29 protein-coding genes and 1 tRNA gene are annotated in these 25,436 nt (G+C 75.4%); 8 read left to right on the forward strand and 22 right to left on the reverse strand.

Annotated features, from left to right (window positions below):
* Positions 1-52 precede the first annotated feature (52 nt).
* Entirely contained in the window at positions 53-649 is a 597-nt protein-coding gene (locus tag LFA75_RS03065; RefSeq protein WP_225232295.1) for a hypothetical protein, read from the forward strand.
* A 4-nt stretch (positions 650-653) separates the two neighbouring features.
* Positions 654-1,124 carry a GNAT family N-acetyltransferase gene (locus LFA75_RS03070; RefSeq protein ID WP_225232296.1) on the forward strand — a complete coding sequence of 157 codons (471 nt, stop codon included), beginning with the start codon at positions 654-656 and terminating at the stop codon, positions 1,122-1,124.
* An 87-nt stretch (positions 1,125-1,211) separates the two neighbouring features.
* Here the strand turns inward: LFA75_RS03070 and LFA75_RS03075 are convergent, their stop codons facing one another.
* From LFA75_RS03075 to hrcA, 9 genes are all read right to left on the reverse strand, one after another.
* Positions 1,212-1,544: a cytidine deaminase gene (locus LFA75_RS03075; RefSeq protein ID WP_225232297.1), complete on the reverse strand. Its 333-nt coding sequence runs from the start codon at positions 1,542-1,544 to the stop codon at positions 1,212-1,214.
* Positions 1,541-2,983 (reverse strand): hemolysin family protein, encoded by a 1,443-nt coding sequence (locus tag LFA75_RS03080; RefSeq protein ID WP_225232298.1) that lies wholly within the window; start codon positions 2,981-2,983, stop codon positions 1,541-1,543. Before LFA75_RS03080 ends, LFA75_RS03075 begins: the two co-directional genes overlap by 4 nt.
* Positions 2,980-3,471, reverse strand: a complete 492-nt coding sequence (gene ybeY, locus LFA75_RS03085; RefSeq protein ID WP_225232299.1) for an rRNA maturation RNase YbeY — start codon at positions 3,469-3,471, stop codon at positions 2,980-2,982. Before ybeY ends, LFA75_RS03080 begins: the two co-directional genes overlap by 4 nt.
* Positions 3,472-3,474: 3 nt before the next feature.
* Positions 3,475-4,530: a PhoH family protein gene (locus tag LFA75_RS03090; protein WP_225232300.1), complete on the reverse strand. Its 1,056-nt coding sequence runs from the start codon at positions 4,528-4,530 to the stop codon at positions 3,475-3,477.
* Between the two features lie 87 nt (positions 4,531-4,617).
* Positions 4,618-5,430, reverse strand: a complete 813-nt coding sequence (locus LFA75_RS03095; protein WP_225232301.1) for an enoyl-CoA hydratase/isomerase family protein — start codon at positions 5,428-5,430, stop codon at positions 4,618-4,620.
* Positions 5,427-5,786, reverse strand: coding sequence for an HIT domain-containing protein (locus LFA75_RS03100; RefSeq protein ID WP_225232302.1), 360 nt, complete (start codon positions 5,784-5,786; stop codon positions 5,427-5,429). The genes LFA75_RS03095 and LFA75_RS03100 overlap by 4 nt, the downstream gene beginning before the upstream one ends.
* Positions 5,787-5,824: 38 nt before the next feature.
* Entirely contained in the window at positions 5,825-6,580 is a 756-nt protein-coding gene (locus tag LFA75_RS03105) for a 16S rRNA (uracil(1498)-N(3))-methyltransferase (protein ID WP_225232303.1), read from the reverse strand.
* Positions 6,577-7,716 carry a molecular chaperone DnaJ gene (gene dnaJ / locus LFA75_RS03110; RefSeq protein ID WP_225232304.1) on the reverse strand — a complete coding sequence of 380 codons (1,140 nt, stop codon included), beginning with the start codon at positions 7,714-7,716 and terminating at the stop codon, positions 6,577-6,579. Before dnaJ ends, LFA75_RS03105 begins: the two co-directional genes overlap by 4 nt.
* Before the next feature lie 16 nt (positions 7,717-7,732).
* Positions 7,733-8,779: a heat-inducible transcriptional repressor HrcA gene (gene hrcA, locus LFA75_RS03115; protein ID WP_225232305.1), complete on the reverse strand. Its 1,047-nt coding sequence runs from the start codon at positions 8,777-8,779 to the stop codon at positions 7,733-7,735.
* Between the two features lie 187 nt (positions 8,780-8,966).
* Here hrcA and LFA75_RS03120 point away from each other — a divergent pair, with 187 nt between their 5' ends.
* Complete coding sequence (locus LFA75_RS03120; protein ID WP_455428472.1) at positions 8,967-9,275, forward strand: type II toxin-antitoxin system VapB family antitoxin; 309 nt, start codon at positions 8,967-8,969, stop codon at positions 9,273-9,275.
* A gap of 122 nt (positions 9,276-9,397) precedes the next feature.
* On the opposite strand, the gene LFA75_RS03125 is transcribed toward LFA75_RS03120, so the two are convergent.
* From LFA75_RS03125 to LFA75_RS03140, 4 genes are read right to left on the reverse strand one after another with little or no spacing between them, the layout of a single operon-like run.
* Positions 9,398-10,003 (reverse strand): response regulator transcription factor, encoded by a 606-nt coding sequence (locus tag LFA75_RS03125; RefSeq protein WP_225232306.1) that lies wholly within the window; start codon positions 10,001-10,003, stop codon positions 9,398-9,400.
* Positions 10,000-11,112, reverse strand: coding sequence for a sensor histidine kinase (locus LFA75_RS03130; RefSeq protein ID WP_225232307.1), 1,113 nt, complete (start codon positions 11,110-11,112; stop codon positions 10,000-10,002). The genes LFA75_RS03125 and LFA75_RS03130 overlap by 4 nt, the downstream gene beginning before the upstream one ends.
* 17 nt (positions 11,113-11,129) lie before the next feature.
* On the reverse strand, positions 11,130-11,873 hold the full coding sequence (locus tag LFA75_RS03135) for an ABC transporter permease (RefSeq protein WP_225232308.1): 744 nt from the start codon (positions 11,871-11,873) through the stop codon (positions 11,130-11,132).
* Complete coding sequence (locus tag LFA75_RS03140) at positions 11,870-12,757, reverse strand: ATP-binding cassette domain-containing protein (protein ID WP_225232309.1); 888 nt, start codon at positions 12,755-12,757, stop codon at positions 11,870-11,872. The genes LFA75_RS03135 and LFA75_RS03140 overlap by 4 nt, the downstream gene beginning before the upstream one ends.
* Before the next feature lie 96 nt (positions 12,758-12,853).
* Here LFA75_RS03140 and recQ point away from each other — a divergent pair, with 96 nt between their 5' ends.
* Positions 12,854-14,689 carry a DNA helicase RecQ gene (gene recQ / locus LFA75_RS03145; RefSeq protein ID WP_225232310.1) on the forward strand — a complete coding sequence of 612 codons (1,836 nt, stop codon included), beginning with the start codon at positions 12,854-12,856 and terminating at the stop codon, positions 14,687-14,689.
* 93 nt (positions 14,690-14,782) lie between these two features.
* On the opposite strand, the gene LFA75_RS03150 is transcribed toward recQ, so the two are convergent.
* Both LFA75_RS03150 and hemW read right to left on the reverse strand, forming a co-directional pair.
* On the reverse strand, positions 14,783-15,676 hold the full coding sequence (locus tag LFA75_RS03150) for an oxygenase MpaB family protein (protein ID WP_225232311.1): 894 nt from the start codon (positions 15,674-15,676) through the stop codon (positions 14,783-14,785).
* Between the two features lie 62 nt (positions 15,677-15,738).
* The gene (hemW, locus tag LFA75_RS03155) at positions 15,739-16,971 is read right to left on the reverse strand and encodes a radical SAM family heme chaperone HemW (protein WP_225232312.1); all 1,233 of its coding nucleotides are present in this window, start codon (positions 16,969-16,971) and stop codon (positions 15,739-15,741) included.
* Positions 16,972-17,011: 40 nt separating this feature from the next.
* Here hemW and LFA75_RS03160 point away from each other — a divergent pair, with 40 nt between their 5' ends.
* Both LFA75_RS03160 and LFA75_RS03165 read left to right on the forward strand, forming a co-directional pair.
* A complete protein-coding gene (locus LFA75_RS03160) occupies positions 17,012-17,785 on the forward strand; it encodes an enoyl-CoA hydratase-related protein (RefSeq protein ID WP_225232313.1) in 774 nt (257 codons plus the stop codon).
* A gap of 21 nt (positions 17,786-17,806) precedes the next feature.
* Complete coding sequence (locus tag LFA75_RS03165; RefSeq protein ID WP_225232314.1) at positions 17,807-17,959, forward strand: hypothetical protein; 153 nt, start codon at positions 17,807-17,809, stop codon at positions 17,957-17,959.
* Between the two features lies 1 nt (position 17,960).
* Here LFA75_RS03165 and LFA75_RS03170 read toward each other — a convergent pair whose 3' ends face one another.
* The 7 genes from LFA75_RS03170 to LFA75_RS03200 all read right to left on the reverse strand — a co-directional run bounded on the left by LFA75_RS03170 (position 17,961) and on the right by LFA75_RS03200 (position 23,279).
* Entirely contained in the window at positions 17,961-18,455 is a 495-nt protein-coding gene (locus tag LFA75_RS03170; protein ID WP_225232315.1) for a GNAT family N-acetyltransferase, read from the reverse strand.
* Positions 18,452-20,185 carry a selenocysteine-specific translation elongation factor gene (gene selB / locus LFA75_RS03175; protein ID WP_225232316.1) on the reverse strand — a complete coding sequence of 578 codons (1,734 nt, stop codon included), beginning with the start codon at positions 20,183-20,185 and terminating at the stop codon, positions 18,452-18,454. The genes LFA75_RS03170 and selB overlap by 4 nt, the downstream gene beginning before the upstream one ends.
* Positions 20,176-21,456 carry an L-seryl-tRNA(Sec) selenium transferase gene (selA, locus tag LFA75_RS03180; protein ID WP_225232317.1) on the reverse strand — a complete coding sequence of 427 codons (1,281 nt, stop codon included), beginning with the start codon at positions 21,454-21,456 and terminating at the stop codon, positions 20,176-20,178. The genes selB and selA overlap by 10 nt, the downstream gene beginning before the upstream one ends.
* 31 nt (positions 21,457-21,487) lie before the next feature.
* A complete protein-coding gene (locus LFA75_RS03185) occupies positions 21,488-22,021 on the reverse strand; it encodes a dihydrofolate reductase family protein (RefSeq protein WP_225232318.1) in 534 nt (177 codons plus the stop codon).
* A 44-nt stretch (positions 22,022-22,065) separates the two neighbouring features.
* Positions 22,066-22,161 (reverse strand) — tRNA-OTHER (locus LFA75_RS03190).
* A 21-nt stretch (positions 22,162-22,182) separates the two neighbouring features.
* On the reverse strand, positions 22,183-22,878 hold the full coding sequence (locus LFA75_RS03195) for a hypothetical protein (protein WP_225232319.1): 696 nt from the start codon (positions 22,876-22,878) through the stop codon (positions 22,183-22,185).
* The gene (locus LFA75_RS03200; protein ID WP_225232320.1) at positions 22,866-23,279 is read right to left on the reverse strand and encodes a hypothetical protein; all 414 of its coding nucleotides are present in this window, start codon (positions 23,277-23,279) and stop codon (positions 22,866-22,868) included. The genes LFA75_RS03195 and LFA75_RS03200 overlap by 13 nt, the downstream gene beginning before the upstream one ends.
* A gap of 82 nt (positions 23,280-23,361) precedes the next feature.
* Here LFA75_RS03200 and selD point away from each other — a divergent pair, with 82 nt between their 5' ends.
* On the forward strand, positions 23,362-24,372 hold the full coding sequence (gene selD, locus LFA75_RS03205) for a selenide, water dikinase SelD (RefSeq protein WP_225232321.1): 1,011 nt from the start codon (positions 23,362-23,364) through the stop codon (positions 24,370-24,372).
* Between the two features lie 33 nt (positions 24,373-24,405).
* Positions 24,406-25,374: a zinc-binding dehydrogenase gene (locus LFA75_RS03210; RefSeq protein ID WP_225232322.1), complete on the forward strand. Its 969-nt coding sequence runs from the start codon at positions 24,406-24,408 to the stop codon at positions 25,372-25,374.
* The last annotated feature ends 62 nt before the right edge of the window (positions 25,375-25,436 follow it).

The following is a 25,436-nucleotide window of genomic DNA, read 5'->3' on the forward strand; positions in this document are numbered from 1 at the left end:
TCCTCCCACCGCCCACCGACACCGCGGGGACGACGGCTGGGACGATGGCGCCATGGCCCGCCGAACCCGACGCCCGAACGACGAGCCGCCCGCGGTCCGCGCCGCCCGCGACCGGGAGCGGCACATCAGCCAGGTCACCAGCTACGGGTTCTTCGCCCGCCGCGGCCCCAAGCGGTCGGTCACCGTCGTCCCGGCGCCGCTGCGGTACTGGCAGTACGTGGCGGTGAGCCCCGGCATCGCGCTGGCCACCGTGGCCGCCGTCGTCGTCTGGCTGCTGGCGCTGGGGCTGATCAGCGGCTGGCCGGCCGCGCAGGACGAGGTCCCGCTGGCCGTCGGCCTGGGCGCCGCCGTGCTGGTCCTGGCCACCAGCCGGTTCACCATCTCGGACTTCGCGGTGTCCAACGACATCGCCGGGCTGCGCCAGACATCGTCGTTCGGCGTCGTCCCGCTGGTGCTCGTCGAGGACGTCGTCGTCGGCCGTGCCCCGGCGGACTGGCCGCGGGCCAAGCGGCGCGGTGGCTGGTGGCCCGGGCGCACGCGCGTCGTCGTGCGGCACCTGGCCGCCGACGGCGTGGCCGACCGGGCCTTCGCCATCTGGGTCCGGGACCCCGAGGCCGTCGCCGACGCCCTGGACCGACCGCTGGCCTGACCGCGTGACCCTCCCCCCGGTCGAGCTCGGCGCGTTCCCGCGGGAACGCGCCGGGGAGCTGCTCACGCTGCAGCGCGCGGCCTACGTCACCGAGGCGCAGCTCTACGGCGACGCGCGGCTGCCGGCGCTGACTGAGACGCTGCCGGAGCTGTTGGCCGAGCTGGCCGGGTCCGCGTGCCTGGCCGCCTGGCACGGCCCGCGCCTGGTCGGCGCCGTGCGCAGCCGGGAGGTCGACGGCGTCCTGCACATCGGGAGGCTGGTCGTCGCCCCGGACCTGCAGGGGCACGGCATCGGCAGCCGGCTCCTGGCCGCGGCCGAGGGAACCTCCGGGTGTGCGACGGCGACGTTGTTCACCGGGCACCTCAGCGAGGCCAACCTCCGGCTCTACCGGCGGCGCGGCTACGTCGAGACCCACCGCGAGCAGCTGTCGCCGGCGGTCGAGCTCGTGCACCTCACCAAAGACCTCGCCCGCTGACCCGGGGCAGCTCCGCCGGGGTGGGGGGAGGTCCGGCGCCGGCCGCGGACCATCCCCCAGCTGGGCGGACCATCCTCGGCCGGCGGGTCAGACGGTGGTGACCAGGGTGCCGTCGGGGCCGGCCAGGTGGACCGGTGCGCCCGCGGTGAGGTCGTGGACGGCGGCCAGGCCGGCGGGCTCCACCGCACCGGCACCGCTGACCACCGCGGCCGCCTCCAGGCCCTCGACGCCCGAGGACACCGCGGCGGCGACGGCCGCCTGCAGGGCCGAGAGCTGCAGCGAGGGCAGCGCGACGGTGGCGGCCAGGTAGGTCCGCCCGTCGGTGTCGCGGACGGCGGCCCCCTCCGGCGCCCCGGTGCGGCCGCGGGCCGAGCGGGCGAGGGTGACGAGCTTCTGGTCCTCGGGCTGCAGGTCGGTCACGACGACAGCCTCCCAGCCGCGTCGGCGTCGACGTCCTCGGGCTCCGCGGCGGCCGCCGCGGCCTCCTTCTTCTCCCGCTTGCGCCGGGCCCGCCGCTCGGCGCGCTCCTCGTCCTCGGGCTCGGTCGCCGGGGCGGGCTCCTCGACCTCGGCCTCCTCGGCGTCGGCGGGCTCCTCCACCCGGCGGACCAGCATGGTGTCGATCTGGTTGCGCCGTCCGCCGGTCCGCTCGGCCAGCAGGTGCAGCTCGCCGACCACGGTCTCCGAGCCCTCGATCGGCACCCGGCCGATCGCCCGCGCCAGCAGCCCGCCGACGGTCTCCACGTCGTCGTCCTGCGGCAGCTCGACCCGGAACAGGTCGGCCAGGTCCTCGACCGGCAACCGCGCGGTGATCCGGTAGGACCCGTCGGGCAGCTCCTCAACCGGGGGGCGCTGCACGGCGTCGTGCTCGTCGTCGATCTCGCCGACGATCTCCTCGAGGATGTCCTCGATGGTCAGCAGGCCGGCGAAGCCGCCGTACTCGTCGACCACGACGGCCATGTGGATGCGGCGGGCCTGCATGTCCCGCAGCAGGGCGTCGACCGGCTTGGACTCGGGCACGAAGGCCGCGGGCCGCATGAGGTCCTCGACCCGGATCCGGCTGACGTCCTGGTCGCCCTGGGTCCGCCGGACCAGGTCCTTGAGGTAGACGACGCCGACGATGTCGTCGGCGTTCTCCCCGATCACCGGGATCCGGCTGAACCCGCTGCGCAGGGCCAGCGCCAGCGCCTGCCGCAGGCTCTTGGTCGACTCGACGAACACCACGTCGGGCCGGGGCACCATGACCTCGCGGGCGATCGTGTCGCCCAGGGAGAACACCGACTGGATCATGTCGCGCTCGTCGGACTCGACGACGCCGCGCTCCTCGGCCATGTCGACCAGCTCGCGCAGCTCGACCTCGGTGGAGAACGGCCCCTCGCGGAACCCCCGGCCGGGGGTGATGGCGTTGCCCAGCAGGATCAGCAGCGTCGACACCGGGCCCAGCAACCGGCCGAGCAACCGGGTCGGACCGGCCGCGGCCAGCGCGATCGCGTAGGCGTGCTGCCGGCCCAGGGTCCGCGGTCCGACGCCGACCAGCACGTAGCTGATCACCGTGGTCACCGCCGCAGCCGTGACCACGCCGGCCCCGACGCCGTCGAACTGGGCGTAGAGGATCACGCCGATCAGCACCGCGGCGGTCATCTCGCAGGCGATCCGCAGCAGGAGCAGCAGCGAGACGTGCCGGGCGCGGTCCTCGACGACCTCCAGCAGCGCGCCGGCCCGGCGGACGTCGTCGCGGCGCAGGGCCTCGACCCGCGCGCGGGAGATGCCCTGCAGCGCGGCGTCGACGGCGGCGAACACCCCGGCGAGCGGGACCAGCAGGACGGCGATCACCAGGAGCGTGATCGCGGTGGAGCTCATCGCGGCGCGGCCTCCTCGCCGGTCACCTGGTCCCGCGGGACGGCGGCGAACTTCTGCAGGAGGTCGGACTGCAGCCCGAACATCTCCTTCTCCTCGTCGGGCTCCATGTGGTCGTAGCCCAGCAGGTGGAGCACGCCGTGGGTGACCAGCAGCAGCAGCTCGTCGTCCATGGTGTGGCCGGCGGCGCGGGCCTGGCGGATGGCGACCGCCGGGCACAGCACGACGTCGCCGAGCAGCTCGGGACCCGGGTCGGGGTCGTCGGGCCGCTTGGTGTCCAGCTCGTCCATCGGGAAGGCCAGCACGTCGGTCGGGCCCTTCTCGCCCATCCACCGCTCGTGCAGGCTGGCCATGTACTCGACGTCCACGCACAGCACCGACAGCTCGGCCAGCGGGCTCACGCCCATCTCGCCGAGCACGTACCGGCAGATGCCGGTCAGCGAGGTCTCGTCGACGGCGATCTCGGACTCGTTGGCGACCTCGACGGCCACGGGTCAGCTGCCCTTCTGCCGCCGCGGGCCGGAGCCGCGCACGGGGTCGGTGGTGCGGGGGGCGGTGGCGACGTCGTAGCGCTCGTAGGCCTCGACGATGTCCCCGACCAGGCGGTGCCGGACGACGTCGGAGCTGGTCAGCTCGGAGAAGTGGATGTCGTCGACGTCGCCGAGGATGTTGCGCACCACCCGCAGGCCCGAGGGCGCCCCACCGGGGAGGTCGACCTGGGTGACGTCGCCGGTGACGACCATCTTCGAGCCGAACCCGAGCCGGGTCAGGAACATCTTCATCTGCTCGGCGGTGGTGTTCTGCGCCTCGTCGAGGATCACGAAGGAGCTGTTCAGCGAGCGCCCGCGCATGTAGGCCAGCGGGGCCACCTCGATGGTGCCGCTCTGCATGAGCCGCGGGATCGACTCGGGGTCGACCATGTCGTGCAGCGCGTCGTACAGCGGCCGCAAGTAGGGGTCGATCTTCTCGCTGAGCGTGCCGGGCAGGAACCCCAGCCGCTCCCCCGCCTCGACGGCCGGGCGGGTCAGGATGATCCGGTCGACCTGCTTGGTCTGCAGCGCCTGCACGGCCTTGGCCATCGCCAGGTAGGTCTTGCCGGTGCCGGCCGGGCCGATGCCGAACACGATCGTGTTGGCGTCGATCGCGTCGACGTAGTGCTTCTGGTTCAGCGTCTTGGGCCGGATGGTGCGGCCCCGGCGGCTGATGATGTCCAGGCTGAGCACCTCGGCGGGGCGCTCGCTGCCGCCGGAGCGCAGCATGCCGACCACCCGCTGCACCTCGTCCGGGCGCAGGGTCTGGCCCCGGCGGACCAGCGCGATGAGCTCGTCGAAGACGCGGACGGCGAAGGCGGTGTCACCCGGCAGCCCGGTCAGCGAGATCTCGTTCCCGCGTACGTGGACGTCGGCGGCGAGCTCGGTCTCGACCAGCCGCAGCAGCTCGTCGCCGGAGCCCAGCAGGGCGACCATGGAGACGGACTGGGGCACGGTGATCGACGTCCGGACCGGGGCGGTGCCCTCGGTCGGGGTGGAGCTCGGAGAGGTGTCGGGCAAGAACGCTCGACCCTGCCTTCCTGCGACGGGAGTGGGACCCGGCCGAGCTTACGCCGGGGCTCGCTCCCCGGCGCCCGCGTTCCCCGGTCAGCGCCCCCGGTGGGTGGCCTTGCCGGGCCCGTCGGCCAGGAACGAGGTCACGGCGCCGCGCAGGTCGTCGGTGCCGAACAGCGCTCCGGACACCGCGGGGACGACGTCGTCGGCGGCCCGGACCCCGTCGCGGACCGCGGTGGCCACGATGGTCTTGGTGGCCGCGTGCGCGACGGTCGGGCCGGTGGCCAGCTGCCGGGCGAGGGCCAGCGCGGCCTCGGCGAAGCCCTCGACGGGCAGCACGCGGTTGACCACGCCCCAGGTCTGCAGGGTGGCGGCGTCGTACCGCTGGCCGGTGAACACCAGCTCCTTGGCCCGCGCGGACCCGGCCCGCTCGGCCAGCCGCTGCGGACCGCCCATGGACGGCGTCAGCCCGACGACGATCTCGACCAGCCCGAAGGAGGCCTTCTCCGAGGCCAGCAGCAGGTCACAGGCCAGCGCCAGCTCGAACGCCGCGGTGAGGGTGAGCGCGTGGGCGGCGAAGACCGTGGGCACCGGCAGGTCCTCCAGGGCCTGCTCCACCCGCAGCAGCCGCGTCCACAGCTGGGCGCCGACGTCGGTGGCGTCGTCGCGGGCCGCGGCGTCGGCGAACAGCTGCACGTCGACGCCGCCGGAGACGACCTTGCCCTCGGCCCGCAGCAGCACCGCCCGGGCCCGGTCCGCCAGGGCCGGGTCGGTCAGTCGGCCGAGCTCGGCGACCGCTGCCTCCAGCGCGTCGAACGTCGCGGCGTCGAAGAGGTTCAGCGGCGGGTTGTCCAGCACCAGGACGGCGACGTCGCCGTCCCGCTCGATGCGCACCGGGGCGGTCACCCGGGCGGCCAGGTCAGGTCGCGGCCGCCGAGCACGTGGCCGTGCACGTGGTGCACCGTCTGGCCGGCCTGCGGCCCGGAGTTGAACACCAGCCGGTAGCCCGGCTCCGGCGCCTCGTCGGTGGCCAGGCCCTCGGCGACGGCGACGGCGTGCGCGGCGGCGACGACCTCGGCCAGCAGCTCCGGGTCGGCGCCGACCAGCAGGCCGGCGGTGGCGTGGTGGTCCTTGGGGATCACCAGCACGTGGGTCGGCGCCTGCGGGTTGATGTCCCGGAAGGCCAGGGTGCGCTCGGTCTCGTGCACGACGTCGGCCGGGATCTCCCCGGCGACCATGCGGCAGAACAGGCAGTCGGTCACACCCGGCACCCAACCACGCCGCCCCCCGGCCCGCCGGTCTACCGCCAGCGGGTGCGGGCGGCGATCGCGGCCAGGGCCGCGGGACCGGCGGTCGAGGTGCGCAGCACCTCGTCGCCCAGCCGGACGACGACCGCGCCGGCCGCGCGGAAGGCCACGGCCTCGCCGTCGGTGATGCCGCCCTCGGGTCCGACGACGACCACCACGATGCCCTCGCTGGGCACCTCGACGGCCGAGAACGGCCGTCGGGCCTGCTCGTGCAGCACCAGGGCCAGGTCGGTGTCGCCGAGCAGGCCGCAGACCTGGCGGGTGCTCATCGGGTCGGTGATCTCGGGGACCCGGGGGCGGCGGGCCTGCTTGCTGGCCGCGCGGGCGGCCGCGCGCCACTTGGCCAGGCCCTTGTCCACCCGGTCCTCGCGCCAGCGGGTGACGCAGCGCGCCGCCGTCCACGGCACGATCCGGTCCACGCCCAGCTCGGTGGCCAGCTCCACGGCCAGCGGGCCGCGGTCGCCCTTGGGCAGCGCCTGGACCAGCACCAGCTCCGGGGCCGGCGGCGGCACCAGGTGCCGGGCCAGCACCTCGACCTGCAGGCCCTCGGGACCGGCCGCGGCCACGACGCCCTCGACGACCGTGCCCTCGCCGTCGGCCACCCGGACCCGCTCACCGGCGGTCAGCCGCAGCACGTCGACGGCGTGCCGCGCCTCGTGCCCGGTGACCAGCACCGTGGGCCCCTCCGGCAGCTCGTCGACCAGGAACAGCGGAGCGCCGTCCGGGGCCAGGGTGTCGGGCTGGCTCATCGGCCGTTGAACGCGTCGCGGACCCGCCCGAAGAGCCCGTTGTGCTGGGCCCGGCTGGCCTCCGGGTGGTCCTCGCCGCGCAGGGCGGCCAGCTTGCGCAGCAGCTCCTCCTGCTCGGCGTCCAGCCGGGTGGGCGTCTGCACGTCGACGTGCACCATCAGGTTGCCGCGCCCGGTCGCCCGCAGCCGGGGAGCACCGTGCGCGCGCAGGGTGAGCACCGAGCCGGACTGGGTGCCGGGCTTGATGTCCAGGGGCTCGTCGCCGTCCAGGGTGCGCAGCGTGAGCGTGGTGCCCAGCGCGGCCGCGGCCATCGGCACGGTGACCCGGCAGTGCAGGTCCTCGCCGTCGCGGGTGAACACGTCGTGCGGCCGCTCGCGCACCTCGACGTAGAGGTCGCCGGCCGGGCCGCCGCCGGGGCCGACCTCGCCGTGCCCGGACAGCCGGATGCGCATGCCGTCCTCGACGCCGGCCGGGATCTTCACCGGGATGGTCCGGCGGGCCCGCACCCGGCCGTCGCCGGCGCACTGCGGGCACGGCTCAGGGATGACCTGGCCGGTGCCGCCGCAGGTCGGGCAGGGGCGGGAGGCCACGACCTGGCCCAGGAACGAGCGCTGCACGCTCTGCACCTCGCCGCGGCCGCCGCACGTCGTGCAGCCGGTCGGGTGGGTGCCCGGCGCGGTGCCGGCCCCGGTGCAGGTGGTGCACAGGACGGCGGTGTCCACGGTGATCTCGGTCGTCGTCCCGAAGACCGTCTCGTCCAGGTCCAGGTCGACCCGGATGAGGGCGTCGCCGCCGGCCCGGGTGCGGCTGCGCGGGCCGCGGGTGGCACCGCCGCCGCCGAAGAAGGCGTCCATGATGTCGCCCAGGCCGCCGAAGCCGGCGCCCCCGCCGAAGGGGTTGCCGCCCCCGCCGCCCCCGGTCTCGAAGGGGTCACCGCCCAGGTCGACGATGCGCCGCTTGTCCGGGTCGGTCAGCGCCTCGTAGGCCCGGCTGACCTGCTGGAACTCCTCCTTGGCCCCGGGGTCGGGGTTGACGTCGGGGTGCAGGTCGCGGGCCTTGCGGCGGTACGCGCTCTTGATGTCCTTGTCGGTCGCCCCCTGGGAGAGCCCGAGCACGCCGTAGTAGTCCGTAGCCATCTGGTGTTCTCAGTCCTCAGCTCTCGGCCAGCAACTGGCCGACGTAGCGGGCCACGGCTCGTACCGCGGCCATGGTCCCGGGGTAGTCCATCCGGGTGGGTCCTACGACGCCGAGTCCCCCGAGCGCGAGGTCGGCGGTCCCGCCGGCCGACCCGTAGCCCACGGAGACCACCGACGCGCCGGTGAACCCCTCGTGCGCGTTCTCCTCGCCGATGCTCACCAGCACCGTGCTGGGGGCCACCTCGCCCATGAGCCGGAGGACGACGACCTGTTCCTCCAGCGCCTCCAGCAACGGGCGCAGGGTGCCCGGGAAGTCCAGGGCCCCACCGCGGGTGAGGTTGGCCGTGCCGCCGACCAGCAGGCGGTCCTCGCCGGGCTCGGCGAGGGTCTCGATCAGCGTGGCGCTGACCGCGGCGACCAGGCCGCGCAGGTGGGCCGGGGCGGTGTCCAGCAGGTCGGCCACCTTGACGCCCGCCTCGGCGAGCTTGGCGCCGACGAACGCCGCGTTGAGCAGCGTGCGCAGCTCGGCGACCGGGTCGGTGCCGGCCGGGGCGTCGGTGACCGCAGGGATCTCCACCACCCGCTGCTCGACGCGCCCGGTGTCGGTGATCAGCACCAGCAGCAGCCGGTTGGTGGCCAGCTGCACGACCTCCAGGTGCCGGACGGCGGAGCGGGACAGCGTCGGGTACTGGATCACCGCCACGTTGCGGGTCAGCTGGGCCAGCAGCCGGACGGTGCGGGTGAGCACGTCGTCCAGGTCCAGGGCGCCGTCCAGGAACCGCTCGATCGCCCGGCGCTCGGCCGCCGACAGAGGCTTGACCTGCGAGAGCCGGTCGACGAAGAACCGGTAGCCCTTGTCGGTGGGGACCCGCCCGGCGCTGGTGTGCGGCTGGGTGATGTACCCCTCCTCCTCCAGCACCGCCATGTCGTTGCGGATGGTGGCCGGGGAGACGCCGAGGTCGTAGCGGGCGGCCAGCGCCTTGGAGCCCACCGGGTCGTTGGTCGAGACGTAGTCCTGCACGATCGCCCGCAGGACCTGCAGGCGGCGGTCCTCGTGCGCCACGTGCCACCTCCCGTCGCCGATCCGCTGGCACTCGGGGTTCCCGAGTGCCAGCCCAGCATACGACCGGACCGGGACGTCGTCCCGCGCGTCGGGGAGGCGCCGGGCCCCCCGGTCCGGGCCCCACTAGGGTGGGGCACTCGGTGGGTGTCCCGGGTCACGGGGCCGGTCTGAGGGGAGTCGGGCACTGATCTTCAAGGCGGTGCGCGACGGGCGTCCCTACCCCGACCACGGTTTCTCCACCCGGGACTGGGCGATGATCCCGCCCCGCCAGATCCGGCTGGACACCCTGGTGACCACCAAGCGCCAGCTCGAGCTGGACGCGCTGCTGGCCGACGACTCGACCTTCTACGGCGACCTGTTCCCGCACGCCGTGCAGTGGAAGAACGAGCTCTTCCTGGAGGACGGCCTGCACCGGGCCCTGCGCGCGGCCCTGCAGCAGCGCAACGTCATCCACGTCCGAGTCCTGGACCTCGACTCTCTGATGCCCACCACCTGAGCCGGGGCTCACCTCCGGCGTGGATCAGGTGGGACGACGCGTGTGCGTCCTCAGCCACCGACGTCGGCGGCTGAGGATGCACGGTGCTCGTCGGAGCTGATCCACGCCGCGGGTGAGTACAGCTAGAGCCAGCCCTTGTCGGCGGCGACCCGGGCGGCCTCGACGCGGGTGCGGGCGCCGGTCTTGCCGATGGCGTTGGACAGGTAGTTGCGCACCGTGCCCTCGGAGAGGAACAGCCGCCCGGCGATGTCGGCCACGGTGGCGCCGTCGGCAGCGGCCCGCAGCACGTCGGCCTCCCGGGCCGAGAGCGGGGTCGCGCCCAGGGCGAGGGCAGCGGCGGCGAGGTCCCGGTCGATGACCCGCTCCCCCGCCATCACCGACCGGATCGCGGCGGCCAGCTCGGCGACCGGTGAGTCCTTGACCAGGAACCCGGCCGCGCCGACCTCCATCGCCCGGCGCAGGAACCCCGGCCGGCCGAACGTGGTGAGGATGACGGCCTTCACGGTCGGCAGCTCGGCCGCCAGGTCGCGGGCGGCCTCGATCCCGTCCTGGCCCGGCATCTCGATGTCCATCAGCGCGACGTCCGGCACGTGCTCCCGGGCGGCGGCCAGCACCTCGTCGCCGCGGCCCACCTCGGCCACGACGGTGATGTCCTCCTCCAGCTCGAGCAGCGCCCGCAGCGCGCCCCGGACCAGCTGCTGGTCCTCGGCGAGCAGCACCCGGATCACGCGACCACCGCCGCGGCCGGCACCAGCGGGACCTCGGCGTGCAGCCGGTAGCCGCCGCCGGGGGCCGCACCCCCGGTGAGGGACCCGTCGACGGCGGTCACCCGCTCGCGCAGCCCGGTCAGCCCGGAGCCGGGCGCGGTGTCCTCGGCCGGTCCGCGGCCGTCGTCCACGACGGTGAGCGCGGCGCAGACGCCGTCCTCGGTGAGCGTGACCGTCACCGTGCGGGCGTGGCTGTGCCGCAGCACGTTCGTGGTCGCCTCGCGGACCACCCAGCCCAGCGCGGCGTCCACCGGACCGGGGAGGACGGGCAGCCGGTCGGGGCCGCGGAAGGCGATGCCGGCGCCGGACAGCGCGGCCCGGGCCTCGGCCACCGCCTGGCCGCAGCTGACCTGCCGGTACCCGCTGACCGCCTCCCGGACCTCGGCCAGGGCGCGGCGGGCAGCGGCCTCGACGTCGGCCATCTCCGCCCCCGCCCGCTCCACGTCGACCGGGGCGAGCCGGCGGGCCAGCTCGCTCTTGAGCGCGATGAGCGACAGCGAGTGGCCCAGCAGGTCGTGCAGGTCCCGGGCGAAGCGCAGCCGCTCCTCGGCGACGGCGTTGCGGGCCAGCTCCTCGCGGGCCTCCCGCAGCTCGGCGTTGACGGTGATCAGGTGCCGGGTGCCCCACAGCGTCGCCGCGGTCAGCGGGCACAGCACGGGCAGGAACAGCGACGTCCAGTCCTGCCAGGAGAGGACGACGACCAGGCAGGCCAGCGTGGCCGCACCGGCCACCGGCCAGACCAGCTTCTCGGACAGGGTGGCGGCCGCCGCGGCCGACACGTAGATCCACAACCCGGCGTAGCTGGTGCCCAGCGCCGCCGAGAGCACCAGGGCCAGGACGACGACCACCACGAAGTCCGGCCGCACGCCGCGGGCCTCGGCGAACCGGCCCAGCACGCCGAGGTAGGCCACCGTGAACACGACGAGCGCGGCCGCGATGACCAGCCGGGCCGCGAGCGGGCGGGGCGTGAGCACCAGGTCCAGCACCGGGAAGACCTGGAACACCAGCCACGGCGCGGACCAGGCCAGCCGTCGCCACAGGGGCGGTCGCGTGACGGGGACGGGCTCCACGGGGGTCAGTGTCCCGCTCAGCCGGCGACCGCGTGCAGCGGGCGCCGCGCGCCCACCCCGACCGCGGCCACCGCGAACAGCGCGGCGAAGCCGACCAGCACGACCGCGGCCATCGCCGGGCTCCCGCCGGTGACCACGTCGCGGCCGAGCTCGCCGTACCAGTAGGACGGCATCGCCCGGGCCACCACCTGCAGCCCGTCGGGGAAGATCCAGACCGGGATCCACAGCCCGCCCAGGGCCGCGAGCACCACCGAGAGGATGCCGATGGCGGCGCCGGCGGCCTTCTCCTCCAGCGCCAGGCCCAGCAGCATGCCCAGCGCCACGAACGCCGCCGACCCCAGCCACAGGACGCCGAGCAGCGTCGCCCAGGTGCCGATGCCCAGCTGGACGTCGTTGACGAAGCGGCCGACCAACGCGACGACGACCAGGCTGGGCAGCACGAGCACCATGCCGACCGCGACGTCCACGGCGACCACCGTGCGCCCGGGGAGCGGGAGCACCCGCAGCTGGCGCAACCAGCCCGACGCCCGGTCGAACGACAGCCGGATGGTGGCGCCCAGCGCCGCCCCCAGCCCGCCGTAGCACATCATCGAGACCATGTAGTCCTGCGCGTACTCCTGGTACTCCCCCGGGCTGGCCGCCTGCCCGCCGAAGATCTTGGTGAAGAAGACGGTGAACAGCGCGGGCAGCAGGACGGTGAAGAACAGGTACTGCCAGGAGCGCAGCACCCGGCGGAGCTGGAAGACGAACAGGGCGGTCATCGGGTGCCTCCGGTGAGGGTGAGGAAGGCCTGCTCCAAGCTCGCGCCGCGGACTTCCAGGTCGGGCAGCCGGTCGCGGCCGGCGAGCAGGGCGCGCAGGGTGGCCTCGGCGTCGGTGGTGGCGAGCTCCACGAGCTCCCCGCTGCCGCCGACGGCGGTGACCCCGGGCAGGTCGGCCAGCCCGGTGCGGTCGGTGCAGGTGAAGCGGACGGTGCGCCCGGCGATGCCGGACTTCACCTGGGCCGCGGTGCCGTCGGCGACCACCCGGCCGCCGTCGACGACCACGACCCGGTCGGCGACCGCGTCGGCCTCGGCCAGGTGGTGCGTGGCGAAGACGACGGTGTGGCCCCGGTCGGCGAGGCTGCGCATCGTCGCCCAGAAGGCGTGCCGGCCCTCGACGTCCATCGCGCTCGTCGGCTCGTCCAGGACCAGCAGCGGCGGCGCGCCGGCCAGCGCCAGCGCCAGCAGCACCCGCTGGCGCTGACCGCCGGACAGCTGCTCGGTGCGCCGGTCCAGCAGCCCCTCGATCCCCGTGGTGGTGACCAGGTCGGCCATCGGCCACGGGTCGGCGTAGCGGCCGGCGACCAGCCGCAGCACCTCGCCCACCCGGGACTCGCTGGGCAGCCCGCCGTGCTGCAGCATCGCGCCGACCCCGCCGGACCGGACGGCGGCCAGCGGCTCGCGGCCCAGCAGCTCCACGGTCCCGGCGGTGGGCCGGAAGAGGCCCAGCGCGGCGTTGACGGTGGAGGACTTGCCGGCGCCGTTGGGACCCAGCAGCGCCACCGTCTCGCCGCGGGCGATGGTGAGCGTCAGGTCGTGGACGGCGGTCGTGCCGCCGTAGCGGACGGTCAGTCCGCGGACGTCGAGGGCGGGGGTCTCGGGCATGCGTCCACCCTGGTCGGCGAGGGGGTCCCGGCGGGAGTGCGAGACGTCGGCAGGAGCAGCTGACGGATGTCAGACCGGTCGCCCTACCCTCGGGGCGTGACCCTGGCACCGACCGACGAGCTGACCGACCCCGCGCTCGAGGTGCTCGGCCGGGTCTTCGGCTACGACGCCTTCCGCGGCCCGCAGAAGCAGGTGGTCGACCACGTCGTCGCCGGTGGCGACGCCCTGGTGCTCATGCCCACCGGCGGCGGCAAGTCGCTGTGCTACCAGGTGCCGGCTCTGCTGCGCGAAGGCGTGGGCGTCGTCGTCTCCCCGCTGATCGCGCTCCTGCAGGACCAGGTCGACGCGCTGACCGCCCTCGGCGTCCGGGCTGGCTTCCTGAACTCCAGCCAGGACCGCGACGAGCGCCGGCTGGTCGAGCAGGCCTACCTCGCCGGCGAGCTGGACCTGGTCTACGTCGCGCCGGAGTCCCTGGGCGGCGGCAACTCCCCCACCGCCCGGCTGCTGGAGCGCGGCACCATCGCGCTGTTCGCCATCGACGAGGCGCACTGCGTCGCCCAGTGGGGCCACGACTTCCGGCCCGACTACCTCGCGCTGTCGATGCTGCACGAGAAGTGGCCCGACGTCCCCCGGATCGCGCTGACCGCGACTGCCACCCCGCGCACGCACGCCGAGATCAGCACCCGGCTGCAGCTGGACGACGCCCTGCACGTCGTCGCCGGCTTCGACCGGCCCAACATCCAGTACCGGATCGCGCCCAAGGACGAGCCGCGCAAGCAGCTGCTGGACCTGCTGCGCACCGAGCACCCCGGCGACGCCGGCATCGTCTACTGCCTGTCCCGCGCCTCGGTGGACACCACCGCGGCGTTCCTGGTGAAGAACGGCATCCCGGCGCTGCCGTACCACGCGGGGATGGACCAGCGGACCCGCGCAGCCAACCAGTCCCGGTTCCTCCGCGAGGACGGCCTGGTGATGGTGGCGACGATCGCGTTCGGCATGGGCATCGACAAGCCCGACGTCCGGTTCGTCGCCCACCTCGACCTGCCCAAGTCCGTCGAGGGCTACTACCAGGAGACCGGCCGGGCCGGCCGCGACGGACTCCCCTCCACCGCCTGGCTGGCCTACGGCCTGGCTGACGTGGTGCAGCAGCGCAAGATGATCGACGGCTCCGACGGCGACGCCGCGCACCGCCGGGTGCTCACCGGCCAGCTCGACGCGATGCTCGCCCTCTGCGAGACCGTCGACTGCCGGCGGGTGCGGCTGCTGGCGCACTTCGGCCAGGAGAGCGAGGCCTGCGGCAACTGCGACACCTGCCTGACCCCGCCGGAGACCTGGGACGGCACCATCCCGGCGCAGATGCTGCTGTCCACCGTGCTCCGGCTGCAGCGCGAGCGCGGCCAGTCCTTCGGGGCCGGCCAGTCCATCGACATCCTGCTCGGCAAGCGCACCGAGAAGGTCACCCAGCACGGCCACGACCAGCTCAGCACCTTCGGCATCGGCACCGACCTCAGCGAGCAGCAGTGGCGCGGCGTCGTCCGGCAGCTGCTGGCGCAGGGCCTGCTGGCGGTGCAGGGCGAGTACGGGACGCTGGCGCTCAACGAGGCCAGCGGTCCGGTGCTGCGCCGCGAGCAGTCGGTGCCCATGCGCCGGGAGGCCGAGCGCTCGGCCCGGTCCCGGTCCAGCCGCAGCACCAAGGCCGCCGTCGACCTGGCGCCGGAGGCGGCACCGGCGTTCGAGCGGCTGCGGGCGTGGCGGGCGGCGACGGCCAAGGAGCAGGGCGTGCCGGCCTACGTGGTGTTCCACGACGCGACGCTGCGCCAGATCGCCACCGAGTCCCCGGCCGACGTCGCCGCGCTGGGCACGATCAGCGGCGTGGGCGCGGCCAAGCTGGAGCGCTACGGCGAGGGGATCCTCGAGGCCCTGCGCGGCTGACCCGTCCCGCAGCGGGTCACCCCGCAGTCATCGGGTCGCGTCGTGCGGTAACCCGATGACTGTCCGGTGACCCCCTGCGTGCGACGAGCCGCCTCAGCCGCCGGTCACCCGCCCGGCGTGCGGCACCGGGCAGCCGGTCGGGAAGGTGCCCAGCGCGCCGAGGTCGTAGCCGTCGGGGTAGCTGCGGATGGTCGGCAGCTGGCGGGCGTGGAACGGGTCGCGGCGCGGGCGGGCGAACCGCAGCGCGATCCCCCGCGCCCGCAGGCCGGCCCGGGTGGCAGCGGCCAGCACCGGGTTCGGCTGTGGGTAGCGGAAGGCGGCCAGCAGGGCGTCGTCCATCAGGGCGAACGACGTCTGCCGGACGACCGGCGCCGGCAGCCGGTCGTGCGGCGGGAAGGTGCCCAGCAGCGCGAGGGTGGCGTCGGCGACGGCCCGGCCGCCCTCGCTGTGGGCGAAGTGCTCGGCCTCGTAGGCGTCGTGCACCCGGGCGAACTCCTGCCAGGTGTCCGGGATGTCGCGGATGCCCATCCGCCGGCCCAGCGCCTTGTAGTACTCGGCAGACGCGATCTGCTCGACCCCGCTCATCGGCCGCCAGGCGTAGGCGGCCATCCAGCGGATCGGGGTGACGACGAAGGTGCACAGCACGTACCGCATGTCGTCGTCGCTGATGTCGTAGGCGCGGTGCATGGCGTTCATCCGGCGGATGGCGGCCTTGCCCGGCGTCGAGTCCGGACCGTGCTCCAGGACGGCGTCCAGGATCAGCGCGGTGTCGTCGTAGCGCTTCTGCACCCGCTCGGTGAACTCCCCGGTCCGGGCCAGCAGCCCGCCGATGCTCGGGACGGCGTAGGTGCGGAACAGGGCGAAGCTCAGCGCCTGGTTCATGTCCCACGGGAACTCGACCGTCGCGGTCAGCCGGTGGATCTCCAGGTGGTCGCGGACCGGGTCCATGGCGGTGATCCGGGTGAGCACGTCGTAGCGGTGGCGCACGATGTGCATCGTGGTCCTGCGGACCACACCGCGTCCAGGTGCCGTCCCCCTGGTGCGGCTCCTCAGTCGGTGAGCTCGCGGACCAGGCCGTCGGCGAGCAGGCGCCCGCGGTCGGCCAGGACCGCGCGTCCCTCGTCGTGCGGACCGGGCTCCAGCAGACCGCGGACGACGGCGCCGGCGGCACGGGCCCGGCCGGCGTCGGACAGCGCGGTCAGGGGCAGCCCGTCCCGCAGCCGCAGGCCGAGCATCACCGTCTCCAGCGCGACGTCGGCCGGGGTGAGCCGCTCGCTGTCGGCGGCCGGGTGCTCGCCGGCGGCCAGCCGGGTGGCGTAGGCGGCCGGGTGCTTGACGTTCCACCAGCGCAGCCCGCCGACGTGGCTGTGCGCGCCGGGGCCGATCCCCCACCAGTGCGCGTTGGCCCAGTACAGCTCGTTGTGCCGGCACCGGGCAGCCCGGTCGGCGGCCCAGTTGGACACCTCGTACCACTCCAGGCCGGCCCCGCGCAGCACCCGGTCGGCCTGCTCGTAGCGGTCAGCGAGGACGTCGTCGTCGGGCATCGGCAGCTCGCCGCGGGCCACCCGGCGGGCGAGCTTCGTGCCCTGCTCGACGATCAGCGCGTAGGCGCTGACGTGGTCGACGGGGGCGTCCAGCACGGCCTGCAGCGACAGGTCCCAGTCCGCGTCGGACTCCCCCGGCGCGCCGTAGATCAGGTCCAGGTTGACGTGGTCGAAGCCGGCCGCCCGCGCCTCCCGGGCGGCCTCGGCGGCCCGGCCAGGCGTGTGCCGGCGGTCCAGGACGGCGAGCACGTGCGGGGCGGCGGACTGCATGCCCAGGCTGATCCGGGTGAACCCGCCGGCGCGCAGCGTGGCCAGCGACGCCGGCGTCACCGACTCCGGGTTGGCCTCGGTGGTCACCTCGACGTCGTCGGCGACCGGGAAGAGCTGCCGGGCCCGGTCGAGGACGGCGACCAGGTCGTCCGCCGGCAGCAGGGTCGGCGTCCCGCCGCCGACGAAGACCGTGCTGATGGTCGGCAGCTCCGGCCCCAGCACCCGGGCGGCCAGCTCCAGCTCGGCGATCGCGGTCCCGGCGTACTCGCTGCGGTTCGCCCCGGGGCCCAGCTCGTCGGAGGTGTAGGTGTTGAAGTCGCAGTAGCCGCAGCGGGTCGCGCAGAACGGCACGTGCACGTAGAGCCCGAACGGGGTGCCCGGCACCGTGGCCCGTGCTGCGTCGTCGAGCATCGACGGGTCGGCCGGGAGGGCGGGTGTCTGGCCGAGGATCGGCAGGGTGGTGGTCATCGCTGCACCCAGTGTCCCCCGGCCCGGCAGGATGGGTCGCGTGACCGACACAGTGCTGCACGTCGAGGCGTCCCGCGGCGTCGCCACCCTGACCCTGGACTCCCCCGCCAACCGCAACGCGCTCTCCCGGGCGATGCGGTCCCAGCTGAAGCAGGCGCTGGCCGACGCGCTGGCCGACGACGCCGTCCGGGTGGTCGTGCTGGACCACACCGGCCGGGTGTTCTGCTCCGGCATGGATCTCTCCGAGGCCGCCGGGGGCGCCGCCGAGGACCAGGGCGTCAACGAGTTCCCCGAGCTGCTGGAGACGATCTGGCACTCCCCCAAGCCGGTGCTGGCCGCCGTCCGCGGACCTGCCCGGGCCGGCGGGGTCGGGCTGCTGGCGGCCTGCGACGTCGTGGTCGCGGGCGCCTCGGCCACCTTCGGCTTCGCCGAGGTCCGGATCGGGGTCGTGCCGGCGATCATCTCGGCGGTCTGCCGACCGCGGATGCTGCCGCACGCGGTGCACCGGCTGATGCTCACCGGCGAGGTCTTCGACGCGGCGACCGCCGCGCAGACCGGGCTGGTCGACCTCGCCGTGGCCGACGACGAGGTGGACGCCGCCGTGGCCGCCCAGGTGCGGGCGCTGGCCGCCGGTGCCCCGGCTGCGCTGGCCGAGACCAAGCGGCTGCTGCGCTCCACGCCGACCGGTTCGCTGGCCGACCAGTTCGGCGAGCTGCTCGGGCTGTCGGCCTGGTTCTTCGCCTCCGCGGAGGGCCAGGAGGGCATCGCCGCGTTCCGCGAGAAGCGCCCGGCCTCGTGGGTTCCGCAGGACTGATCCCCGCGGGACGATCGCGGCATGACCGAGGACCCGCACGCCCGGTTCCGCGAGCTGCCCGACCCGGTGCGGCCGGAGGACGCGGTGGAGACCGCCGACGCCTCCGGCCCGCCCGCCCGCGAGGGCGAGGCGGCCGAGGCCTGGCGCACCACGGTCGTCGGCCCGGGCGGCTGACTCAGCCCGGCGTGCGCACCAGGTACCGCACGGCCTCCTGCTCGTCGTGCTGGACGCCGTCGTGGTCCACCCAGGTGTAGGAGTCCACGTAGCGCAGCCCGGTGTCGGCGAACCCGAGCCGCAGGTACAGCCGGGCGGCGTCCGGGTTGTCCTCGTCCACGCCGATGCCGACGCTCGCCTGCCCGGCGGCCGCGGCCCGGGCGCAGGCGGCGGCCACCAGCGCGGTGCCGTGGCCCCGGCCCTGCTCGTCGGGGTGCACCTGCAGGTTGCTGATCTCGGGCAGCGCGCCGAACCGCTCCCGGACGGCCGCGTCCCGGGGTGCCCAGCGCAGCACCCCGGCGCCCACCGGCCGGCCACCGACCTCGGCGACCAGCAGCACGCACGCTCCCTCGGCCTGCATCCCCAGCAGCCCGGCGTAGACCCCGGGCGGTGCGCCGAGGGCGTCGTCCAGCGCGGCCGCCTCGCCGTCCACCGCCGTCCGGACGACGGCCCTCACCGCATCCGCCGGGTCCGGTCGGGCAGCGCGACGGTGACCCCGCGGGCGTCCAGCCACTCGGCCAGCGGGACGGCGACCCGCCGCGAGGTGCGCCAGGCCTGCCGCGCCTGGCTCAGCGTGAACGGCTGCGGCAGCCCGGCCAGCGCCCGCCGGGCCCGGTCCTCGACGCCGGGGGCCAGCACCACGCCCTCGGCGATCTTGACCAGCTGACCGTCCCGGACGGCGGCGGCGAGCTCGCGCGGACCCAGGCCGGCGGCGGCCAGCGCCTCGGTGTCCGGCGCGGCGAACGGGTCCGCGGCCAGCGCGGCCAGCACCCCGGTGACCGCCCGCTGCACCGGCTCGGGCAGACCGCTGTCGGCGGCCACCACCCGGCCGTCGCGCAGCGTCAGCGGGGCGCGCACCAGCCCGGCGACCAGCTCGGCGTCGGGCAGCTCCAGCGCGCTGCGCAGCACGGCGACCGGCGGGCCCGACTCCAGCGGCCGCAGCTGCCGGTACCGGGCGACGACGGCGGGCACGCGCGCCGACAGCTCGTCGGCGAGACCCGGTGCCAGCAGCCAGCGGCCGACCGTCGTCGCGCCGGTCGGGACCGGCCACCCCATGGCCGCGAACTCCTCGAGCAGCACCAAGCGGCGCCGGGCGAGGTCGGCGGCGGCGTCCCACCCGGCGTCCAGGTCGGCGGCGCGCGCCCGGGCCGCACCCCGGCGACGCAGCTGCGGGGGATCGACGTCGCGGACGTCGGCGCCGTGCACCCGCCGGGCCCCCGGGTCGCGCAGGATGAGCCGGTCGCCGACCCGCACCGGCAACGGGTGCGCCAGCCGCAGGCGCAGCGCGGCGTCGTCCAACGGCCGGACCCGGGCGGCCACCGTGGCCGAGCCGACGTGCACGACCAGCTCGGCCGGCAGCCTGCCCTCGACCGGGTGCACCAGGACGACGTCGAGCTCGGCGGTGCTGCGGAAGGCGCCCGGGGTGAGCAGCGCGTCCCCCCGGGACAGGTCCTCCACCGCCGTGCCGCGCAGGTTGAGCGCCACCCGGGCCGTCGCGGCCGCCTGCTCCACCGGCTCGCCCAGGGAGTGCAGGCCGCGGACGACGACCTCCCGGCCGGCCAGGGTGAACCGGTCGCCGGTGCGCACGATGCCCGCGGCCAGCGTCCCGGTGACCACGGTGCCGGCACCGCGGATGGTGAAGGCCCGGTCCACCCACAGCCGGACCGGCGCCGCGGTGTCCGGGGCGGGCAGCCCGGCCAGCAGCTCCTCGAGCGCTGCGGCGACCGCGGGCACGCCGTCCCCGGTCCGGGAGCTGGCGGCCACGCCCGGGACGACGCCCATCGAGGTCTCGGCCAGCCGCTCGGTGACGTCGGCGAGCACCGGCCCGGGGTCGGCCAGGTCGGACTTGGTGACCACCAGCAGCGCGTCCCGGACGCCGAGGGCGTCCAGCACCGCGACGTGCTCGGCGGTCTGCGCGGACCAGCCGTCGTCGGCTGCGACCACGACCAGCGCGGCGGGCACCGAGCCGACGCCGGCGAGCATGGTGCCGACGAACTTCTCGTGCCCGGGGACGTCGACCACGGCCACCACCCGGCCGCCGGGCAGCGTCGTCCAGGCGAACCCCAGGTCGATCGTGAGCCCGCGGCGGCGCTCCTCCTCCAGCCGGTCGGGCTGCATCCCGGTCAGGGCGGTCACCAGCGAGGACTTGCCGTGGTCGACGTGCCCCGCGGTGGCGATCACCTGCACGCGCGGACCGCCTGGACCAGCGCGTCGTCGTCGGCCGGGTCCAGGCTGCGCAGGTCCAGCAGCGTGCGGCCGTCGGCGACGTACCCGACCACCGGGGGCGTGCCGTGCCGCAGCGGCTCGGCCAGCCGTGCCGGCAGGGACACCGCGGCGCTGGGCAGCTCGAACTCCGGCGCTCCCCCGCCGCCGACCCGGGCCCCGGAGTCCACCACGTGCGCATCGCCGCCGAGCGCGGCGACGACGGCGCCCGCGCGGGACCGCAGCTCCTCGACCGACGCGGCGAGCATGCGCTGCACCGGCGGCTGCGGACCCCGCAGGGTGGCCTCCAGCGCGGCCAGGGTCGTCTTGTCGACCCGGAGCGCGCGGTAGAGCGGGTGCCGGCGCAGCCGCTGGACGAGAGCGGCGGATCCCAGCACGAGGCCGGCCTGCGGGCCGCCGAGCAGCTTGTCCCCGCTGCACAGCACCAGGTCGGCCCCGGCGGCGAGGGTGGACTGCAGGTCGGGCTCGTCCGGCAGCGCAGGGTGCGGGGCGAGCAGGCCGGAGCCGATGTCGGCCACCACCGGGACGTCGACCGCGGCGGCCAGCTCGGCGACCTCGACGGACCGGGTGAACCCGCGCACCACGAAGTTCGACGGGTGGATCTTCAGCACGGCCCCGGTGTCCGGGCCGATCGCGTCGGTGTAGTCGGCCAGGGCGACCCGGTTCGTCGTCCCCACCTCGCGCAGGCGGGCGCCGGTGGACACCAGCAGGTCCGGGATCCGGAAGCCGTCCCCGATCTCGACGAGCTCACCGCGGGCGACCACCAGCTCGCCGCCCAGGCAGGTGGCGACCAGCGCGAGCGCCGCCGCGCAGTTGTTCACCACGATCGCCGCCTCGGCGGCCGGGACGGCGGCCAGCAGCGCCTCGATCGCGCCCTCCCCGCGGGGGCCGCGCCGACCGGTGGCCAGGTCCAGCTCGACGTCGGTGGTGCCGCTGGCCGCGACCACGGCGTCGACCGCGGCCGGCGACCAGGGCGCCCGGCCGAGGTTGGTGTGCACCAGCACCCCGGTCGCGTTCAGCACCCGGCGCAGCGAGGAGGCGCTCACCGGCAGCGCGGCCACCACGGCGTCGGCGGCGTCCTCGGGCGGCACGTCACCGGACCGCACCGACCGCTGGACGTCCTGCACCACGGTCTTCACCAGGTCGCGGCCCAGCCGCTGCGCGCCGGCGGCGACCCGCGGGTCGGCCAGGAGGACGTCGGTGCGCGGCACGAGGCGTCGGGGGTCGGTCGTCATCGCCCCCGAGCGTAGGAGGGCCGGTGGCGACCTACCTGCGCACGCGGAACCGGAGCAGGGTGACCGGGCCCTCCTGCGAGACGTGGAAGGGCTCCAGCTCGACGCGGGCGGCACCCGGGGGCGAGAAGCGCACGCCGTCCCCGAGCAGCACCGGGAGCAGGTAGACCAGCACCTCGTCGACCAGTCCCTGCCGCAGGCACTGGGCCGCGAGGTCGGCGCCGAGCACCTCGACGTCCTTCCCGCCGGCGGCGGCGCGCACGGTCTGCAGGGCGTCGGGCAGGTCGTCGGTGAGGTAGGTGACCCCGGCCTGCGGGTCGTCGGGCACGCGGTGGGTCAGCACGAACACGGGCCCGCCGTCGTAGGCGGTGTCCTCGGGGGACATCGCGCGGGCGACGTCGTGCGTGCGCCGGCCGACCAGCATCGCCCCGGTCGCGGCGGCCACCTCGGGGAACGGGTCGTCGCGGAAGTACCCGTGGACCCAGCTCATGTCGTCGCCGGGTCCGGCGACGAAGCCGTCCAGCGACATCGACCTGTTGACCACGACCTTGCCCCGGGGTTCGTCCACGCCCGGGGAGACCCGGCGCCGAGCAGGAACTCATCGGCGGGGGATGGCGGAGGCGGACGGGAATCGAACCCGCCTGACCCGGTTGCCGGGCCACGTCGGCTTTAGAGGCCGCGGGGGTCACCAGACACCCTGACGCCTCCGTCGCAGAGCCTACGGGCGGCTCACCCGGTCAGCACGGCGGCGGCCCCGGCACCGGCCAGCGCCACCACGGCGACCACCCCGGTCGTGCCGGCCAGCAGCCGCGCGGGGAAGACGTGCCGGACCATCAGCAGCGAGGGCAGGCTGAGCACCGGCAGGGTCACCAGCAGCACGGCCGCGGCCGGTGCGCCCAGCCCCGCGGCCAGCGCGGCGGCGACCACGGCGACCTCGCCGCCGGTGGGCACCGGCAGGGCCAGCCCGGCGACCAGCAGGAGCAGCAGCACCGCGACGGCGGCCCACCCGCTGCCGCCGTCGGCCGGGAAGAGCACCCCGCGGAAGGTGCCGAGCACGAACACCACGGCCAGGTACTCCGGCAGCAACCGCACGGCGAGGCCAGCGAGCACGGCGCCGAACCGCACCAGGACCGGCCGGGTGTCCGGCTCGGGCTCGGGCACGTCGGCCGGCACGGTCTCCGCGACCGCACGGCGGCGGCCCAGCCACCCGGCGAGGCCGACCGCGGCCACCACGACCAGCAGGCCGGCGCCGAACCGCAGCACCGCCCACGGCCAGGGCAGCACGGCCAGGCAGAAGACCAGCACCACCGGGTTCAGCGCCGGGTTGCCCAGCCAGAACGCGAGCACGGCGCTGGTGCTGGCCTTCGCCCGGCGCAGGCCGACGGCCAGCGGGGCCGCGCAGCACGAGCACATCAGCGTGGGCACCGAGGCCAGTCCCCGCGCAGGCCGCCGCGGGCCGTGCCGGCGTCCGACGATCCCAGCACCCGGCGCAGCCAGGTCGCCGGCAGCAGCACCTGGACGGCGGCGGCCAGCACCAGGCCGACGACCAGGGCCTTCCAGATCGCCGCCGTGTAGGCGACCGTGAAGTCCCAGCCGGCCGCCAGGGACACCGCCGGTGCCGCCTCGCCGCCGCCGGTGACGATGGAGTCGCCGAGGTCGTGGCTGCCCAGCACCGCGGGCACCTTGCCGCTGTACGGGCCGTACTTGGCCCACCAGAGCCCGCCGACCAGCAGGACGACGGCCAACCCGCCCAGCAGCACCAGCCGCCGGCGGCCCGGTCCGGGCACCTCCGTGGTCGTCGGTGCCTGCCCGGTGGTGCTCGCCATGCCGTCCTCGCCGCCCGTCCCGCTCGCCGTCCGCTGCCCTCCCGATCCTGCCGGACCCGGCCGGTTCCGGTTGACTGGACCGGTGACTGCTGCCCGGTCCGACGCCGTCCGCCTGACCACCTACGCCCACGGCGGCGGGTGCGCCTGCAAGATCCCGCCGGGTGAGCTGGAGGCCGTCGTCGCCGGGCTCACGCACACCGGCCCGCGCGACCCGGCCACCGAGCTGGTCGTCGGTCTGGACGACGGCGACGACGCCGCGGTCGTCCGCCTGCCCGGTGGCCAGGGCCTGGTGCTGACGACGGACTTCTTCACCCCGGTCGTGGACGACGCCTACGACTTCGGGCGGATCGCCGCGGCCAACGCGCTGTCCGACGTCTACGCCATGGGCGGCACCCCGGTGGTCGCGGTGAACCTGCTGGGCTGGCCGCGGGACGTGCTGCCCGCCGAGCTCGCGGCCGAGGTGCTGCGCGGCGGGCTGGAGGTCGCGCACGCGGCCGGCTGCCACGTCGGCGGCGGGCACTCCATCGACTCCCCCGAGCCCACCTACGGCATGGCGGTGACCGGGCTGGTCGACCTGGATCGGCTGATCCGCAACGACGCCGCCGTGGCCGGGGACGCGATCTCGCTGACCAAGCCGCTGGGCGTGGGCACGCTGAACAACCGGATGAAGGCCACCGGCGAGCCCTCGCCCGAGGCCATCGACTCGATGACCCGGCTGAACGCGGAGGCGTCGGTGGCCGCGGTCGCCGCGGGCATCCGGGCCGGCACCGACGTCACCGGCTTCGGGCTGCTGGGCCACCTCTACAAGATGGCCCGGGCCAGCGGCGTCACCGCGGTGGTCAGCGCGGCCGACGTCCCGTACCTGGCGGGCGCGCGGCAGGCGGTCGCCGACGGCTACGTCTCCGGCGGCACCCGGCGCAACCTGGACTGGGTGCGGCCGCACACCGACCTGTCCGCGGCCAGCGAGGACGACGCGCTGCTGCTGGCCGACGCGCAGACCTCGGGCGGGCTGCTGCTGGCCGGCGAGGTGCCCGGCGCCCCGGTGGTCGGCGAGTTCGTGGCCGCCGGGGAGTTCGCCGTCGTCGTCCGGTAGTGCTCGCGGTGAGCCGGCGTTAACGTCCCCGGCATGCTGGCTGCCTTCGTCTCCTCCCCGTCCACCGACGACCCGCTGTCCGTGCTGGAGGTCGGGGAACGGCCCGCCCCGGAGGCCCGGGACGGGTGGGTGGTCGTCGACGTCAAGGCGGCCTCGCTCAACCACCACGACCTGTTCAGCCTGCGCGGCGTCGGGCTGCCGGCCGAGCGGATGCCGATGACCCTGGGCTGCGACGCCGCCGGCACCGACCCCGACGGCAACGAGGTCCTGGTGCACGCGGTCATCACCGGGACGCCGGGCTGGTCGGGCGACGAGACGCTGGACCCCAAGCGCTCGCTGCTGTCCGAGCTGCACCAGGGCACGCTGGCCGAGCAGGTGCTGGTGCCGGCGGCCAACGTGCTGCCCAAGCCGGCCGAGCTGTCCTTCGCCGAGGCCGCCTGCCTGCCCACCGCGTGGCTGACCGCCTACCGGATGCTGTTCACCAAGGCCGGGCTCCAGCCGGGGCAGACCGTGCTGGTGCAGGGCGCCTCCGGCGGCGTCGCCACCGCGCTCACCGCCCTGGGCCGGGCCGCGGGTTACCGGATGTGGGTGACCGGCCGGTCCGAGGAGAAGCGGGCCGCCGCGCTCGCCCTGGGCGCCGACCAGGCGTTCGAGACCGGCGCGCGACTGCCCGAGCGGGTGGACGCCGTCATGGAGACCGTCGGCAAGGCGACCTGGTCGCACAGCGTCAAGTCGCTCAAGCCCGGCGGGGTCATCGTGACCTCGGGCGCGACCACCGGCTTCGACCCGTCCGCCGAGCTCAACCGGGTGTTCTTCACCCAGCTGCGGGTCGAGGGCTCGACCATGGGCACCCGCACCGAGCTGCAGCAGCTGGTGCAGCTGTGCGCCACCACCGGACTGCGTCCGCAGATCGACGTGGAGCTGCCGCTGGCCGACGCCCGCGACGGCTTCGAGCGCATGCTCGAGGGCCGCACCAACGGAAAGATCGTCTTCACCGTCTGACCCGTCCCCTCCCCCAGCGTTGATCAGGGGGGTGCGCGGGAGTTCGTCCTCCTGCCGCAGAT

The sequence above is a fragment of the Klenkia terrae genome, from assembly GCF_900491935.1.
Classification (GTDB): domain Bacteria; phylum Actinomycetota; class Actinomycetes; order Mycobacteriales; family Geodermatophilaceae; genus Klenkia; species Klenkia terrae.

Excerpts from the sequence above, each read along its gene's own strand:
- LFA75_RS03065 (WP_225232295.1), top strand. The coding sequence starts at position 53 with ATGGCCCGCCGAACCCGACGCCCGAACGACGAGCCGCCCGCGGTCCGC.
- LFA75_RS03105 (WP_225232303.1), bottom strand. The coding sequence starts at position 6,580 with ATGAGCCAGCCCGACACCCTGGCCCCGGACGGCGCTCCGCTGTTCCTG.
- LFA75_RS03080 (WP_225232298.1), bottom strand. The coding sequence starts at position 2,983 with ATGAGCTCCACCGCGATCACGCTCCTGGTGATCGCCGTCCTGCTGGTC.
- LFA75_RS03210 (WP_225232322.1), top strand. The coding sequence starts at position 24,406 with ATGCTGGCTGCCTTCGTCTCCTCCCCGTCCACCGACGACCCGCTGTCC.
- hemW (WP_225232312.1), bottom strand. The coding sequence starts at position 16,971 with ATGACCACCACCCTGCCGATCCTCGGCCAGACACCCGCCCTCCCGGCC.
- LFA75_RS03165 (WP_225232314.1), top strand. The coding sequence starts at position 17,807 with ATGACCGAGGACCCGCACGCCCGGTTCCGCGAGCTGCCCGACCCGGTG.
- selA (WP_225232317.1), bottom strand. The coding sequence starts at position 21,456 with ATGACGACCGACCCCCGACGCCTCGTGCCGCGCACCGACGTCCTCCTG.
- LFA75_RS03200 (WP_225232320.1), bottom strand. The coding sequence starts at position 23,279 with ATGGCGAGCACCACCGGGCAGGCACCGACGACCACGGAGGTGCCCGGA.
- LFA75_RS03140 (WP_225232309.1), bottom strand. The coding sequence starts at position 12,757 with ATGCCCGAGACCCCCGCCCTCGACGTCCGCGGACTGACCGTCCGCTAC.
- LFA75_RS03135 (WP_225232308.1), bottom strand. The coding sequence starts at position 11,873 with ATGACCGCCCTGTTCGTCTTCCAGCTCCGCCGGGTGCTGCGCTCCTGG.
- dnaJ (WP_225232304.1), bottom strand. The coding sequence starts at position 7,716 with ATGGCTACGGACTACTACGGCGTGCTCGGGCTCTCCCAGGGGGCGACC.